At 47.0% G+C, this 15,023-nt stretch carries 17 protein-coding genes; 8 read left to right on the top strand and 9 right to left on the bottom strand.

What is annotated here, in order from left to right:
* Positions 1-83: 83 nt before the first annotated feature.
* The 4 genes from cspE to OK023_RS06555 form a co-directional block, all read right to left on the bottom strand.
* The gene (gene cspE / locus OK023_RS06570; protein ID WP_002221949.1) at positions 84-293 is read right to left on the bottom strand and encodes a transcription antiterminator/RNA stability regulator CspE; all 210 of its coding nucleotides are present in this window, start codon (positions 291-293) and stop codon (positions 84-86) included.
* A gap of 41 nt (positions 294-334) precedes the next feature.
* Complete coding sequence (locus tag OK023_RS06565; RefSeq protein WP_317696091.1) at positions 335-451, bottom strand: DUF2627 domain-containing protein; 117 nt, start codon at positions 449-451, stop codon at positions 335-337.
* 474 nt (positions 452-925) lie between these two features.
* Positions 926-1,924 carry an MBL fold metallo-hydrolase gene (locus tag OK023_RS06560; protein ID WP_317696089.1) on the bottom strand — a complete coding sequence of 333 codons (999 nt, stop codon included), beginning with the start codon at positions 1,922-1,924 and terminating at the stop codon, positions 926-928.
* 668 nt (positions 1,925-2,592) lie between these two features.
* Positions 2,593-3,954, bottom strand: coding sequence for an amino acid permease (locus tag OK023_RS06555; protein WP_317696087.1), 1,362 nt, complete (start codon positions 3,952-3,954; stop codon positions 2,593-2,595).
* 330 nt (positions 3,955-4,284) lie between these two features.
* On the opposite strand from OK023_RS06555, the gene fos reads away from it, so the two are divergent.
* Positions 4,285-4,692, top strand: a complete 408-nt coding sequence (gene fos, locus OK023_RS06550) for a fosfomycin resistance glutathione transferase (RefSeq protein ID WP_317696085.1) — start codon at positions 4,285-4,287, stop codon at positions 4,690-4,692.
* Positions 4,693-4,777: 85 nt separating this feature from the next.
* Here the strand turns inward: fos and OK023_RS06545 are convergent, their stop codons facing one another.
* The 5 genes from OK023_RS06545 to cbpA form a co-directional block, all read right to left on the bottom strand.
* Positions 4,778-5,056: a YebO family protein gene (locus OK023_RS06545; protein ID WP_317696083.1), complete on the bottom strand. Its 279-nt coding sequence runs from the start codon at positions 5,054-5,056 to the stop codon at positions 4,778-4,780.
* 202 nt (positions 5,057-5,258) lie between these two features.
* Positions 5,259-5,351, bottom strand: coding sequence for a PhoP/PhoQ regulator MgrB (mgrB, locus tag OK023_RS06540; protein WP_411569409.1), 93 nt, complete (start codon positions 5,349-5,351; stop codon positions 5,259-5,261).
* A gap of 372 nt (positions 5,352-5,723) precedes the next feature.
* Entirely contained in the window at positions 5,724-5,963 is a 240-nt protein-coding gene (locus OK023_RS06535) for a DUF2766 family protein (RefSeq protein WP_317696080.1), read from the bottom strand.
* A 101-nt stretch (positions 5,964-6,064) separates the two neighbouring features.
* Entirely contained in the window at positions 6,065-6,367 is a 303-nt protein-coding gene (cbpM, locus tag OK023_RS06530) for a chaperone modulator CbpM (protein WP_317697539.1), read from the bottom strand.
* A 2-nt stretch (positions 6,368-6,369) separates the two neighbouring features.
* Positions 6,370-7,284 (bottom strand): curved DNA-binding protein, encoded by a 915-nt coding sequence (gene cbpA, locus OK023_RS06525; RefSeq protein ID WP_317696077.1) that lies wholly within the window; start codon positions 7,282-7,284, stop codon positions 6,370-6,372.
* A 751-nt stretch (positions 7,285-8,035) separates the two neighbouring features.
* On the opposite strand from cbpA, the gene OK023_RS06520 reads away from it, so the two are divergent.
* The 7 genes from OK023_RS06520 (at position 8,036) to OK023_RS06490 (ending at position 14,784) form a co-directional block, all read left to right on the top strand.
* The gene (locus OK023_RS06520; protein WP_317697537.1) at positions 8,036-8,422 is read left to right on the top strand and encodes a helix-turn-helix domain-containing protein; all 387 of its coding nucleotides are present in this window, start codon (positions 8,036-8,038) and stop codon (positions 8,420-8,422) included.
* Between the two features lie 321 nt (positions 8,423-8,743).
* On the top strand, positions 8,744-9,271 hold the full coding sequence (locus OK023_RS06515; RefSeq protein WP_317696075.1) for a hypothetical protein: 528 nt from the start codon (positions 8,744-8,746) through the stop codon (positions 9,269-9,271).
* A 58-nt stretch (positions 9,272-9,329) separates the two neighbouring features.
* Positions 9,330-10,136: a mycofactocin-coupled SDR family oxidoreductase gene (locus OK023_RS06510; RefSeq protein ID WP_317696073.1), complete on the top strand. Its 807-nt coding sequence runs from the start codon at positions 9,330-9,332 to the stop codon at positions 10,134-10,136.
* Positions 10,137-10,142: 6 nt separating this feature from the next.
* Positions 10,143-10,928 (top strand): transporter substrate-binding domain-containing protein, encoded by a 786-nt coding sequence (locus OK023_RS06505; RefSeq protein WP_317696071.1) that lies wholly within the window; start codon positions 10,143-10,145, stop codon positions 10,926-10,928.
* Positions 10,929-11,010: 82 nt separating this feature from the next.
* Positions 11,011-11,727, top strand: coding sequence for an amino acid ABC transporter permease (locus tag OK023_RS06500; RefSeq protein ID WP_317696068.1), 717 nt, complete (start codon positions 11,011-11,013; stop codon positions 11,725-11,727).
* A 1-nt stretch (position 11,728) separates the two neighbouring features.
* The gene (locus OK023_RS06495) at positions 11,729-12,478 is read left to right on the top strand and encodes an amino acid ABC transporter ATP-binding protein (RefSeq protein WP_317696066.1); all 750 of its coding nucleotides are present in this window, start codon (positions 11,729-11,731) and stop codon (positions 12,476-12,478) included.
* Between the two features lie 35 nt (positions 12,479-12,513).
* On the top strand, positions 12,514-14,784 hold the full coding sequence (locus OK023_RS06490; RefSeq protein ID WP_317696064.1) for a molybdopterin guanine dinucleotide-containing S/N-oxide reductase: 2,271 nt from the start codon (positions 12,514-12,516) through the stop codon (positions 14,782-14,784).
* The last annotated feature ends 239 nt before the right edge of the window (positions 14,785-15,023 follow it).

Here is a 15,023-nt window from a genome sequence, read left to right as displayed (position 1 = left end):
CCGCCTTCCTGCAACTCGAATTATTTTGGGTATAAAAGCGAAAAACCCGCCTGAGGGCGGGTTTTTTGTACAGCTAATCCTGATTAGATCGCTGTAACGTTTACTGCAGATGGACCTTTCTGACCATCTTGGATTTCGAATTCTACGTTTTGGCCTTCAGCCAGGGTTTTGAAGCCGTTACCCTGAATTGCAGAGAAATGTACGAATACATCTTTGCTGCCGTCAGCTGGGGTGATGAAACCGAAACCTTTAGACTCGTTGAACCACTTAACTTGACCTTTGATCTTTGCCATCTTGAGTATTTCCTTTGGATTGTTTAAACCGCCCGTAGGCGTTACATAGACAAACTAGAGTCGTTACTGCTTGAGGCACCAAGATAAGGATCGGCAGAGAAGTGGTATTCAACGCTAACGTCTTTACTCAGAACTTCTTTACTGAAAATGCCACACATATACAGAACTGTACCTCGTTTTACCCAAGTGCGTTATTACATACTCTGTAAAGTATGGCAAGCCATTTTTAATCAGTGATGGATATGTCGCACATATTTGGAACGGTCAGCGGCAAGAATAGATTAAATAGAGCAAAAGAGGTTGAAGACTTCGCTATTTTCTGCTTTGCAAAGAAGCGGCTTGATACTCCAAATAGGACATGAATTTTAAGAATTTTTTCAGGCCAGCACCGAAAGGTTATGCCTAGAAATAACCGCTAATTCGGTAAAAAAATCTTAAAATTTTTTGAATTTTTATGGGATTTTATATGCAATATTTGAATATCGATAAATGACTGATTCAATCACCTACTGATAAGACCATTACCTCCTTGTCAGAATAGGAAAGCCCCCGTCTCTCTATCAGTTCGATGCCATAGTGAGTTGGCTACGCCAAGTAGCCACTCCCAGAAAGCTAAAGGTATAACGAATATATTAAGGGAGAGAACCAATCTCCATACGTTCACCGATTTTTAGCAGATGAAACCGATGTTGTTCAATTCCTGCCATTTTCACTGCGTGAATTAATTGTTCTGGAGGTTCATCCAAAGATTCATCGGCTAACTCAAAAACACCCCAGTGAATAGGGATCACTCGAGGCTGATTTAATTGTTGATATAGCAAGACCGACTGTTGTGGGTCCATATGTTGCTCCTGCATGAACCATCGCGGCGCATAAGCACCGATTGGCAACGCAGCGATATCAAATGGACCAAGGCGAGAACCAATCTCTACCAATTGCCTACTGTAACCCGTGTCTCCGGAGAAATAAAAACGCAACGCGGGGTGGTGTATCACCCAACCGCACCATAGCGACCGATTTCGGTCCCAAGGGGTGCGCATACTCCAATGGCGTGCTGGCGTGGCATAAAATGCCATACCATCCAACGTCACACTTTCCCACCAATCCAACTCCACAACCCGTTTAGCAGGATAATGACTAAACCACGATTTTAGACCTAAGGGCACGATGAAAGTAGCACTTCGAAATCGTTTGGTCAGTTCGCAAATAGTTCTCTTATCGAGGTGATCATAGTGATTATGAGAAATTAGCACCACATCCACTGCGGGTAACTGTTGTATCGTTAATGGGGGTGGCGTTTTCCGCCGAGGCCCATAAAAACTCACTGGGGATGCACGGGATGACAATACTGGATCGATAAGCACATAGCGGCCCCCTAACCTCAGCAATACAGATGCATGCCCTAGCCACCAGATACAGTCTGTGCTACCACTCAGATCGGCTTGTTGCCACCAACGCTGGGTAAATTGGGCATATCCTGCTTGCGGTGGCTTGGGTAAACGCTGTTTTTTTCGTTCCTTCTGCCAACGTTTCAAATCCCCCTTTTCATGCAACGTCGGCTCTAGGTTGCGAAATCCCTGAGGTGTATGATGCGCTTTGCTAGCGTCATAGTATTTATTGGTTATTTTCATCCTAACCTCTCCCGACAGTGCCCTAGAACCAGCTAATAGGCTATAGATTCAAAGAGACTCAAACCGCATTACCCGGCTGTATCTCCACAGGTTACCAAGGGCACAGCTAACATCTGTTCCTCTAAGATCCGCTCCAAGCGTGCCACCTTTAGGCTGTGTCCCTTAACTATCCGTGGTGCCGTCGCAGCCCCAAAAGCCCATTATCAAGGCGGAGGGTGAAGGGCAGAGTGGCTCTCTGTTCAAGCCCGACAACACAGAGAATAGGCTTTCGGGGCGCGACCCTACGGGCTGACGCCATTGGCGTGCATAGCTGCGTTGTTCGCCGCTTATTGGGGCCACCCAACCTCGCGGCTCACGCCTTGCTCTGCGCGCAAATGACCGCCAGCGGCGCTCGCGTACAGTTAAGGGACACAGCCTAATATCACTCGAGTTATTTTCAGTATAAGACCCGTCCGGTAATTAACCGACTTTATTTGCTAATGCTATTTTCTCTTCGGAATATGGTCATCAGACATCGATATTGCGCCGCTGATAAGCGGTAATATTAACTGGCTCATAGGTATGTTGGAACAACGAAGATTATGAGCGATCCTGTCGGATGCAAAAGAGGTATCTGCAAGTGCTCAAAGAGGCGCGGCTCGCGCCCCCACGGACGTTTATTTTGTTAGTTAGCTTGCTGTGTCTTTACGCCGCGTAAGCACAAAGCCGAACCACAGCAACATTATCCATACAGGCATCAGCAAAACAGATATGCGGATCCCTTCACTAAAATACATTATTGCCAAGATGAAGGCCAAAAACACCAGGCACAGATAGTTGCCAAATGGATACCCTAAAGCACGAAAATGCGTTATCACGCCTTGGCGATTTTTTGCCGCACGAAATTTTAGGTGTGCCAGACATATCATTACCCAATTTATAACTAACGTGGAAACGACCAGCGCCATCAACAATTCAAATGCCTTACCGGGCATAGCATAGTTAATCAAAACGCCAACCGATGTCGCCAGAGCGGATAACGCAATTGACAGTACAGGCACCCCTCGCTTGTTTACTTTCGTGAACACTTTGGGCGCATTACCCTGCATGGCCAAACCGAACAGCATTCGGCTGTTGGAATATACGCCGCTATTGTAGACCGACAATGCAGCCGTAAGTACTACAACGTTGAGAATAGTCGCCACAAGATTGCTGTTAAGCGAATGGAAAATCATCACAAATGGACTGCCTCCTTCAACCACTTTGTCCCATGGGTAAAGTGATAGCAGTACCGTCAATGATCCAATATAGAAAATCAGTATCCGGTAAACCACCTGATTGGTAGCTTTGGGTATACTGTTACGTGGATCAGACGCTTCAGCAGCGGTAATCCCCACCATTTCCAACCCGCCAAACGAAAACATGATCACCGCCATAGCCATAACCAGCCCACCGAAACCATGAGGCATAAAACCGCCCTGGTCCCACAGATTGCTGATACTGGCTTCCGGACCACCGTTGCCACTAGCCAATAAATAGGCACCGAACACAATCATGCCCAGAATGGCAGCTACCTTTATAATGGCAAACCAAAATTCAGTTTCACCATAAAGACGTACATTTACCAGATTGACCAAGTTGATCACCACAAAGAACAATGCGGCAGACACCCAGGTGGGAATTTCTGGCCACCAGTATTGAATGTATATTCCAACGGCAGTCAATTCAGCCATTCCAACGAGAATAAACATGGCCCAGTAATTCCAACCAGAAAGAAAACCGGCAAAATCCCCCCAGTATTTGTACGCGAAATGACTAAAAGAACCAGCAACCGGTTCCTCTACCACCATCTCTCCCAATTGGCGCATGATCAAAAAGGCAATAAAACCACCGATAGCATAGCCAAGCAAAACGGAAGGCCCAGCCATTTTGATCGTTTGCGCAATGCCAAGAAACAGCCCAGTACCGACAGCACCACCAAGGGCAATGAGTTGTATATGTCTATTTTTTAAACCGCGTTTTAGCGGGGTATCCTGAAACTGATCGGCCATTTTATCCTCGTCTGGCTGATTGCCCTTGCATGGCTGTACATAATACAGCCAATTTATAAATGTCTACTCGGGCGGCTTTTTAACACTTAACCCCTCCGGCATCAAGAAATAGCCCCTGACAGTCATAAGCCAAGCCAGAAACTCAGCAACTCATTGACAAACATGTCAGCATAAGTAAAAGCGTGAACGGCTGGATTCGGTGAGACAAATCAGTGGCGAAAAGGCAGCATTGCGTGGTTGTTTTGCTATTTAATCAGGTCGATTACCGCGCAGGTGGCCGTTAAACTGTATCACGATAAGTCGCACAGTCTAAAAGAGGGATAACAACTCATGTTGCTTGGGCTTAACCATCTGACACTGGCGGTAAAGGATGTGGAGCGTAGTTTTAATTTCTATGTGGATATTCTGGGGTTTACCCCCAAAGTTCGCTGGCAGCAAGGTGCCTATCTGATGCTGGGAGAGCTATGGCTGTGTGTGTCGTTGGATGAGTCTAGACAGGAACAACCCGTGCATGATTACACTCACTACGCCTTTAGCGTCGCCCCTGATAATTTTGCCTATACCTTAGCGCGTCTTCGCAAATTCGGTGTCACAGAGTGGAAGACTAATAGCAGCGAAGGAGAGTCTGTTTATTTTTTCGATCCCGACCAGCATGCTCTTGAAATCCACTGCGGCGATCTGGCAAGCCGCTTGGAAGAATGCAGGAAGAAACCCTATCAAGGAATGATATTTTACTGAGTAACTGGGTGAGAAGGCGACTCGGTTAACGTTGAAACGAAATAACCGGAATTCTTTAACCTTCTCACCAAATTGGATTACAGGATTAGCGTTCAGGGATAAACCCTTTGTAACTGAATGCCGAATTGAGATCGTCGTCGTCATCAGGCGCGGCTTTATCACCCTGAGCCTTTTGCACCAACGTTTTCAGCAATGCTGTTTGTTGACGCTGCTGCTCCGAGATCTCCTTCAACAACTGAATCTGTTCGTTAGCACGTACGCTAGCGCGGTTCACCAAGAACCAACCCCATAGGCAAAACACAGCAGCTAAAACTGCCGCGATGATAGCGATCAGGCCAGAAACACCATAAGCTAAATTGTACATGAACAACCCTATATACTGCATAAACCAAGACGGTACATACCCGTCGTCCTTCAAGCCAAGGCAGCATTGGCCGCTTTATTGCCGCCGACCTGCAACGTAAAGTCACTTAGGTATGGTAGCATTCTCATTAAGGCCAAAGCAGCTCTCTAAAACATTGTCTTACCTCAAACTGGATGAAGTATTTGGTGTGTATTCGACCTCGTTACCAAGGAATAAAACGTGTGATCGAACAAATGCCCAATGCAAATTCGCCGCCTTGATGACAATAACTTTCAAAAGCAAGCAGATAAAACATCAAGCAAGCAACAAATGTCGCCGCTATCGCAATGATTTTACTTTGCCCCAAGAAATAACAACCTCATCATTACTTTGTTAATTGAAATATTTGGCTCACAAAACTTCGCAGTTCACCCTTTACTCTGCACTTAAACAGCCACCAGCGGCGCTCACGTACCATTGATAGCACAGTGTAAGGCTATTGGGTTACTGGCCGTTTCCTTTGGGAAGGACGATTAGGGACAAGTTAAAGGATCGTAAAACTGAATTGATCCGGCTTGTCAATTATCGGTGGCCTCATGACAACTCTACGCTATCGAACAAGCCATCGATGTATTCAGGTAGCATCTTCCAGAAAAGCTAAACCGCCGGGTTACGGCGGTTTAGCCGTTTACTCACGGTTGAACTTCATCTCAATCAGTGCAATCGCTTTTTCAATCGCTCTCCTGGTTATCGGGTCAGCACCAGCAGGATGATTTGAAAAATCGATATCCTTAAGTTGACTGGCCATCTTATCACGTACTTCTGTCGGCGCGATAACATCGATCACATCCAGGATCTGCTTGATGACGAGTTGGCAGGCAACCAGATCGGAAACCCATTCCTGATCGTTGCTCAGCATTTCAGACATATTAACTTCCTTCTTGATTCAAACGCGACACAGAATACCATGCGCCTGCGCACTTTTCCGCAAGCAGATCCTTCCCTGAGCCCTTCTACAACCTAACTTAATTATTCCGCGATAAAGCGCTCAAGACGATGGCGTAACTGATTATTTTCCTTACGCAACTGCTCAATTTCATCAAGCAAGGTCAATGTAACGGCGACACCAGGCCAGTCTAGAGCCAGTTCGCGTTGCAAACGTTGAGCGCGATGGAATGCTAGCAGCGCTCCATCATCAAACAACCAATTATCGTCTTGGGGATCGCTAGGCTGGATAACACCAAGCCCAACAATCTCAATCAATTCGGCTTCCGTCACTCCTGTATGCAAGCAAAATTCAGTCATGGTGAAAGTTATCTGTAACTGAGCCATCATCATTTGCTCCAAGCAATACGGGGATCAAACGTCTTGTTCGCCTCCGCTAACTGTTGCCACAGCGCTATACTCTCATCATCTGATTTTTGCGGGATGACAATCTTTATAACTGCATACAAATTGCCAGTTTCTTTTTTGCCGGTTAGCCCCTTACCTTTGATGCGCAACCGCTGTCCAGCCTGGCTCCCTGCAGGAACACTCAACAAGATACTTTCCGAAAGCGTTGGCAAAGAAATTTTTCTCCCCAACGCAGCCTCCCATGGAGCGAGCTGTAAAACAATTTCAAGATCGAGCCCGACCACATCAAACAGCGAATGTGGTGCAAATTTAATATTCAGATACAGATCACCATTAGCACCACCGGCAATACCCGGGACTCCCTGGCCTTTAACGCGAATACGTTCACCATCACCGACGCCAAGGGGAATTTTGACATTGAGCGTTTTGGAGATTTCTTTTTCAACCAAGCCGAACGCATTGTAAATCGGTACCTTGTAGCTTAGCGTTCTGGTTTGTTCGCCCAGGGTTTCTTCAAGTAGCAACGTGACACCAATCTCAACATCCCGGCCATGTGCAGGGCGTTGTTGCCGCCCACGTCCTTCATGGCCAAACATAGTGGAAAATATGTCTGAAAAATCCTCAGTCTCGCCACGTCTATGGCGCTGGGCCTTTGCCTGACGACCAAAATTAGGATTATTGCGATGACGCAACAATTCATCATATTCAGCACGACGTTGACTGTCTTTCAATACTTCATAAGCTTCTGCCACGTCTTTAAAACGCTCCTCTGCGTTAGCTTCGGTACTGACATCTGGATGAAACTTCCGCGCGAGCCGACGATAGGCCGTTTTGATAGCTTTGATATCGTCGGAAGGCTTAAGCCCTAAAATCGCGTAATAATCCTTGAATTCCATAACGTTATATTCTCTTTATCCGTGATATATCCATCGCTCTTCAAGTTACTGGCGTGCTGACAGTACTCAGCACACAGCCACACATTTCAATTTCAACAACAGGAGTCGCGTAGATATGAACATTTTTGGGATAGAATTTGCCAAGATTTACGACTGGGCTGTGGTCGATATTCAATCTAACAGTTATCCTTCAACTCATTTTACTCCATCTGCCGTTTAGCATTAGTACCTTAAGCGTCATATGCGCTGATTAACGGTTTCTGAGGGACTTGTTGCGGACATCCAAGAACGGGTTTTGATGGGACTATGATGACGTAACTCTCTTGCTAAGAGCACGCCACCATGCTGTATTTTAGTTCGAGTTAAAATTAATGGCTAAACTTACCATTAGCTTTCATGGCTCCTCACCTCCCACCCCTTCAGCGTTATTAACCATCAACACTGGCATTGCCATAAAAACAGCGATACCTATGATTACAAAAAAAGTAATAATCACTGTTATTAACATGCGACCACCCCATCAACATGAAGTTGTTACGGTTGACTCTCTGCTTAGGTTGGTTAAATTTCTGACCTGAACCATTCAGGATCTGCGATAGCAGACAATTTTAGATTAGCTGGTTTTGCTAAATGCAAGCAAGAAATCAGACAAGGCTTTTTTCGTATCAGGCTTCATTCGTTACTGTCTTTTTATTCAAGGCAGCAATTTGTGTATACTCTACAACTATGTAGACCTCACACAGACGCAATGATGATACAAGAACACCACCTCTCATTAGTCTGCGCCCTCAGCCTATGGGTCGAAACTCACCTTGGACGAGTGATTCATCTTGAAGAATTAGCCGATTACTCAGGCTACTCATTGTGGCACATGCAGAAACTGTTCAAAGAAGCGACGGGAATTTCGCTGGGCAAATATATTCGTGAACGTCGCCTAGCAGGAGCCGTGTACCAACTGCGTAGTAGTAACGCTTCCATTTTTGATATCGCACTTGATTTTGGTTTCGGTTCCCAATCACACTTCACGTACATGTTCAGAAAGCGCTTCAACATAACACCTTATGATTTTCGTCAAGATCTGAACGTCGATCTCCCGATCGCTCCTCCCCTGCATATCATTCATCAAAAAACGGCTTGAACCTTCACTTTTCCACAGCCTTCGCCCGCAAACGCACGATACCCCTATACGATGGATTAACACGGTAAGCGAATCAGTAGAGTGTTGGTTTAATCCGCATCAGACTCAACTGGAACAATCCGCAGTTGGAGGTTATGCAGAGCGGGGCTCTGGGTCAGTAGGATGATACCAAGCCGCTAGCTACGCTATGGTTGATAGACAAATATCAAATAACATTATGACATAATGTTATTTGTGTTAATTAAGCACCATCGCGTATAAACATTATGATTTTATTATATTTTTATATATAAAACAGTCTATTTACCACAAGGAGGTCACTTGAGTATTATTTCAATTCCAGAATTTGATCATCTCCCGCCAGAAGCTAAATCACGTTATCAGGACCAAGTTGAAAAACATGGCCGCATAACCAATATGAAGCGTACCTTACTGCATGCCCCTACTGCTTTCGATGCTTTGATGTCTTGGTATCCATTATTTGACGAATTAAAAGCATTAGTGGGTGAACGCGCTGCTCTTTTCTATGCCTACGCAATATCCACACAGAATGAATGTCTGATATGCAGCACTTTTTTCGTGAAAATTCTCAAAGATCAAAATATTTCTTTTGATGAGTTTGCATTCAGCACACAAGAAAAACTATTGATCGACTATGGTCGTGAAATTGTAAGCAATCCCCATAAAATTGATGAGACTATTCTCAGTCAACTCCAAAAACAATTTGATGAATCAGGCATTGTTCTGCTAACAGCATTTGCCGGGTTAATGATAGCGACCAACTTAATCAATACCGCGTTAAACGTCCCTTTGGATGAGTATTTATTCGAGTACTCTCAGAAAGCATAACGCATTACTTTTACCCTAGAAATTAAAAATCTGCCGCTTTAGCTGGAGAATAATCATTATGGCTGCACAGTTTGCCAATAAAACAGTATTTATTACCGGGGCTGCAAAAGGGCAAGGAAAAGCAGTGGCAATTGCTTTCGCCAGAGAAGGTGCCAATATTATTGCTTTCGATCTCGGCAAAAAAATAGCCTATCCACAATATAACGAGGCTTCTGTTGACGATCTTGCTCGGCTACAGCAAGAAGTTGAGCAAGCAGGAGGCAATATACTTACCGTTGCTGGGGATGTTCGTAATGCCCAAGAGGTAAGCGCTGCCGTTGAACAAGGTGTGGCTCGTTTTGGCACTATCGATATCCTGTTCAATAACGCAGGCATCTGTGCTTATGGGCTATCCCATGAACTGACGGAGGAAGCTTGGGATACCATGTTGGACATCAACTTGAAAGGTGCCTGGCTGGTATCGAAGTACGTGATCCCACATTTCATTCGTCAGAAAAGCGGTGTAATCATCACCAATTCATCGATTGGCGGTCTGCGGGGCATGAATCGGTTATCGCATTATGCAGCCTCCAAGTTTGCCCTTATTGGCTTGACTAAATCTCAGGCTATCGAACTGGCTCCTTATAACGTTCGGGCTATTAGCATTCACCCAACCGGCGTCAATACCGCCATGAACGACGGGTTGGCTGCGATGGAAGGCGCAACTCCGCAGGAGATCGCTGAACGTTCAGCAGGTAACTTACTCCCTGTTCCCTGGATTGAGCCGGAAGATGTCGCAGATTCGGTTTTGTTTCTCGCCAGCGATAAAGCCCGTTTTATTACCGGCAGCCAGTTTGTGCTCGATGCCGGTCTTCTCACCAGGTAAAAATTCATGATGAAAAACATAATAAAAAAACCGCTGTTTCTGTCCGCACTGCTATTCACCTCACTGCTGAGTGGCAACGCGGCAGCCGAAGTGATCAAAGTGGGAACCATGGGAACCTATGAGCCCTTCAGTTATCAGAATGAGCAAGGTCAACTGGCAGGGTACGATCTGGATGTGTTACGTGAGGTGGCCAAGCGTGATCCCAGTTTACAGTTCGAATTTATTGCCTCACCGTGGGATACCCTATTCCCAGGGCTGGACGCCGACCGTTTTCAAGTGTTAGCTCAGCAACTCACTTCTAATCCAGATCGCCTAAGGCGCTATTCGCTGACAGATAACCGCTATTTTACCTGTGTTTCACAAATTATCGTCAAAGCAGGCCGCAATGACATTAACTCGCTACAAGATCTGAAGGGCAAGAAGATCGGACTCACGGTAGGCGATTCATTTACCCGTTTGTTGGAGGATTGGAACAAACAACACGACAATATCTTGAACATCGTTTATTACGAACAGGATATATCAACCATCCTGCAGGATATCGCCACTGGCCGCATCGACGCGACTGTCAATGATCCCATAATGGCGCAAAACAAAGCAGCTAAGCAGGGCTTGAAAATCAGCGTGGTTGGCGAACGCCTAGCCGCCGACCCAACGTTCTTCGTCGTGAAGAAAGATACCGCAGGATTGGCGTTGAAGCAGCGAATTGACACCGCTCTGCTGTCACTACGCGAGGATGGCACGTTATCGCGTCTTTCTGTCGAACATTTCGGCGTTGATTATACAAAATAGCGATCTCTACCTGCCCTGAGCGCCTGAAGTTTTTATCAGGTACTCAGGGCTGAGCGTTTTATTGGTGGATGCCCGAATCAAAATGGAAAATGATGTCATGGTTCAGCTATTTGATGTTCAGTATATGATCGACTCGATCCCTTCCATTGCCAGAGGTATTCCCGTTTCTCTGGCAATCACCCTGGTTGCTTTTATCTTTGGTGCCGTTATCGGGTTGGCCGTTGCGCTGTTGCGGATTTATCGGGTCGCAGGATTAACACAACTGGTTATCCTGTACGTTTCTTTTATGCGTGGAACTCCGCTAGTGGTGCAGATTTTCTTGGCTTACTACGGTATCCCATTACTGCTGAGGGCATTGGCGATCCAAACCAATATCAGCCAGATCCCTGCTATCTACTTTGTTTACGTGGCTTTTTCTCTCAACGTGGGGGCTTATCTTTCTGAAACCATCCGCTCAGCTATTCTATCAGTTGCACCAGGGCAATTTGAGGCAGCTTATTCTATTGGTATGAGCACTCCACAGGCCCTTGGTAAAATTGTGTTGCCGCAGGCATTGACCATTGCACTGCCTAACATCGGTAATCAATTTATTATGCTACTCAAGGACACTTCTCTGGCATTTATCGCGGCAGTACCTGAAATCATGGGTGAGGCTAAAATTATTGCCGGACGTACGTCCCAGTTCTTCGAAGTGTATGTCGTCGCTGCGTTGATCTACTGGATGATTTGCTTGATTTGCGAGTTGATCCTGATCCTGTTGGAGCGCCGTTCCAGAAAACATACCGCCAAAGGAACCTGATATGATTGAAGTGAACGGGCTTGAGAAATATTACGCAGGGAATCATGTGCTGAAAGGGATCGATTTCCACATTCAGCAATCAGAGACTGTTGCCATTATCGGGCCATCAGGCTCGGGTAAATCAACGCTGATCCGCTGCCTAAACCTATTGGAAAAACCTTCATCTGGAACTATCCGTATTGCTCATCAGCAAATCCAGGCAGACGCACTCAGCAAAGGTGCCATCCACGAATTACGCCAATATACCGGCATGGTATTCCAGTCATTTAACCTATTCCCACATTTGACTGCTCTGGAAAATGTGACCCAGGGATTGATCACCGTGCGGCGTAAATCGCGCGCCCAGGCCAGAGAAGAAGGTATGCACTACCTTACCAAGGTGGGGATGGCTACCAAAGCACATAATTATCCAGCCCAGCTATCCGGGGGGCAACAACAGCGGGTAGCGATCGCTCGCACCCTCGCCATGCAACCCAAGGTCGTGCTGATGGACGAGCCGACATCAGCGCTAGATCCAGAACTGGTACAGGAGGTATTGCAGGTTATCCGCGCTATAGCGCAAGAAGCCATTACCACGATCATTGTGACCCATGAACTGCGCTTTGCACAGGAGGTGGCCGATCGGGTGATGTTCATTGATGGCGGTAAAATTGTGGAGTTTGCTCCGCCAGCAGAGATCTTTCAGCGTCCTAAACAGCCGAGAACAGCGCAGTTTCTGAATAAGTTCTTAGAGACAGAATACGCTATTTGAACCACCATAAAACCGACTATGAGCGTTGAGAGAGCATGACAATAATTCGTTATCCACAACTGGCCCATTGGGGAGCCTACCACGCAGTGGTCGAAAATGGCCGACTGGTTCGCTGCGAACCTTTTGCCGAAGATAATGACCCATCACCGTTGCTTAACTCCATTATGCCGATGGTCTATTCTGACAAACGTATCCGTAAGCCAGCAGTACGACGCTCCTGGCTGCAAAAGCGCGAAAAAAGTGATGGGGCTCTACGAGGTAAAGAGCCGTTTGTGGAGGTTGATTGGGACGTCGCACTGGATTTGATCGCTGATGAAAACCAGCGAGTACGCGAACGTTACGGCGCGTCGGGGATCTTCACTGGTTCCTATGGCTGGTCCTCTGCCGGGCGTTTACATCATGCTCGCTCGCTGGTACGTCGTTTCTATTTTGCTGGCGGCGGCGGTGTTGATCAGCAAGGAAACTATAGCTGGGGAACTGCACAGTTCTTTCTTCCCTATATTATCGGTACCTACAGCCCGTTGACCGGGCGTGTCACTACCTGGCCCAGTGTTGTCGAACATTGCCAATTGTTCGTCGCGTTTGGTGGGCTGGCTTTGAAGAATGCACAGGTAGCTTCCGGAGGCGCGGTGGAGCACTCGCTCAAACCGTGGCTGGAAAAGTTGGCTCATAAAGGAACACCGATCATCAACATCAGTCCGATGCGTGACGACTGTCCGCCCTTTGCAAATGCTGAGTGGATACCCATCCGGCCAAATACTGATGTTGCTCTGATGCTGGCACTCGCCTATGAGATCCAGCGTTATGATGCACAAGATCAAGCGTTTCTGTCCAGTCACTGTGTGGGTTATCCGCAACTGGCCAACTATCTCAACGGAGAGAGTGACGGTATTGCTAAAACCCCGGAGTGGGCCAGCAATATCACCGGTATTCCTGCTGCACGTATAGCCAGGTTGGCTCAACAGCTCATCGGGGTGCGCAGCTTTATGACCTGCGCTTACTCGGTGCAACGGGCACACAGGGGGGAACAACCTTACTGGATGTTGATCGCCCTTGCATCCATGCTAGGTCAAGTAGGGTTACCGGGCGGTGGTTTCTCTTTCGGTCACGGTTCGATGAATGGCGTTGGAAACCCGCGTGTTGATACACCAGGCCCGATGATGCCTATTGGTGATAATCCGGCTGGCTTGTCGATCCCGGTAGCTCGCATCAGTGATATGTTGCTAAAGCCTGGTGAGCCCTATTCGTTCCAGGGGCAAACCTATCATTATCCCGATATTCATTTGGTGCATTGGGCTGGTGGGAACCCATTTCACCATCATCAGCAGCTTAATCGGTTGGTGCAAGGATGGCAGAAACCAAACACCGTAATCGTGCAGGACATTTGGTGGACTCCTGCAGCCAAAATGGCCGATATCGTGCTGCCCGTAACCAGTGCTCTAGAACGTAATGATATCGGCGGATCGTCACGTGGCCGCTATGTACTCGCGATGCATCAAGCGATTGCGCCGCAACATCAGGCTCGTAACGACTTTGATATTTTCGCAGAATTGGCCGATAGGCTCGGTTATCGGCAGGCATTCACGGAAGGACGCAATGAACGGGAGTGGATTGAATCAATCTACCAACGCTGCGGAGAAGCTCAGCAATGTGCAGGTATCCCTTGGCCAGATTTCGACACATTCTGGCAGCGTGGATATGTCGAACTGCAGGCACCGGAAAAAGATTATGTTTTCTTTGAGGAATTCCGTCTCGATCCGCAGGCCAATCCTCTAAAAACACCCAGCGGCAAGATTGAATTGTTCAGCGAAACCATTGCCAGTTATGGTTACGATGACTTTTCTGGCCATCCAGAATGGCGCCCACCCATTGAGTGGTTGGGGGCATCGCAGACAGAACGCTGGCCATTGCACTTAATCTCAATTCAACCAGACGACCGCCTGCATAGCCAACTCGATCCGGCCCCACAGGTACAGGCCAACAAAGTTGCTGGGAAAGAGAAGATTTACCTACATCCCGAGGATGCAAAGAAACGAGGGATAACTGACGGTGTACTCGTGCGGGTAAGCAATGAGCGTGGTAGCTGCCTAGCTGGCGCGGTGTTTAATCAGGGGATCACGCGTGGAGTCGTGCTGATGGCTACCGGAGCATGGTTCGATCCGGGCTTTGGACCAAACTGGCAACAAACTGAACAATCAGGTAACCCTAACGTGTTGACCCTGGATATCGGCACATCTTCTCTCACTCAAGGACCGAATGCTATGAGCTGCCTGGTTGAGGTCACTCTCGCGGACAAACAAAAATAGCGTGTGCCCTGCCCTTCAGCATCTTATTCATAAGTGATGGTGACGGGCGGGTTAGCGGGTAATCTTGGAGGCCGTTGTGGAACGCGCTGAATGTACGTACAGAAAGGCCAATGTGCGTATTTTGCGTGGCACTGTTTGAGTGGTGGGCGCTTATTGATTGAATTCAATTATAAGAATAAAAATCGATAATACGATATCCGCACAAAACACTTCGAGTTGCTGTTCATAAACGCAACTCG

Source organism: Serratia sp. UGAL515B_01 (genome assembly GCF_033095805.1).
In the GTDB taxonomy this organism is placed as follows: domain Bacteria; phylum Pseudomonadota; class Gammaproteobacteria; order Enterobacterales; family Enterobacteriaceae; genus Chania.
The sequence above is the reverse complement of the archived record's forward strand: the minus strand, read 5'-3'. Positions and strand labels throughout refer to the sequence as shown.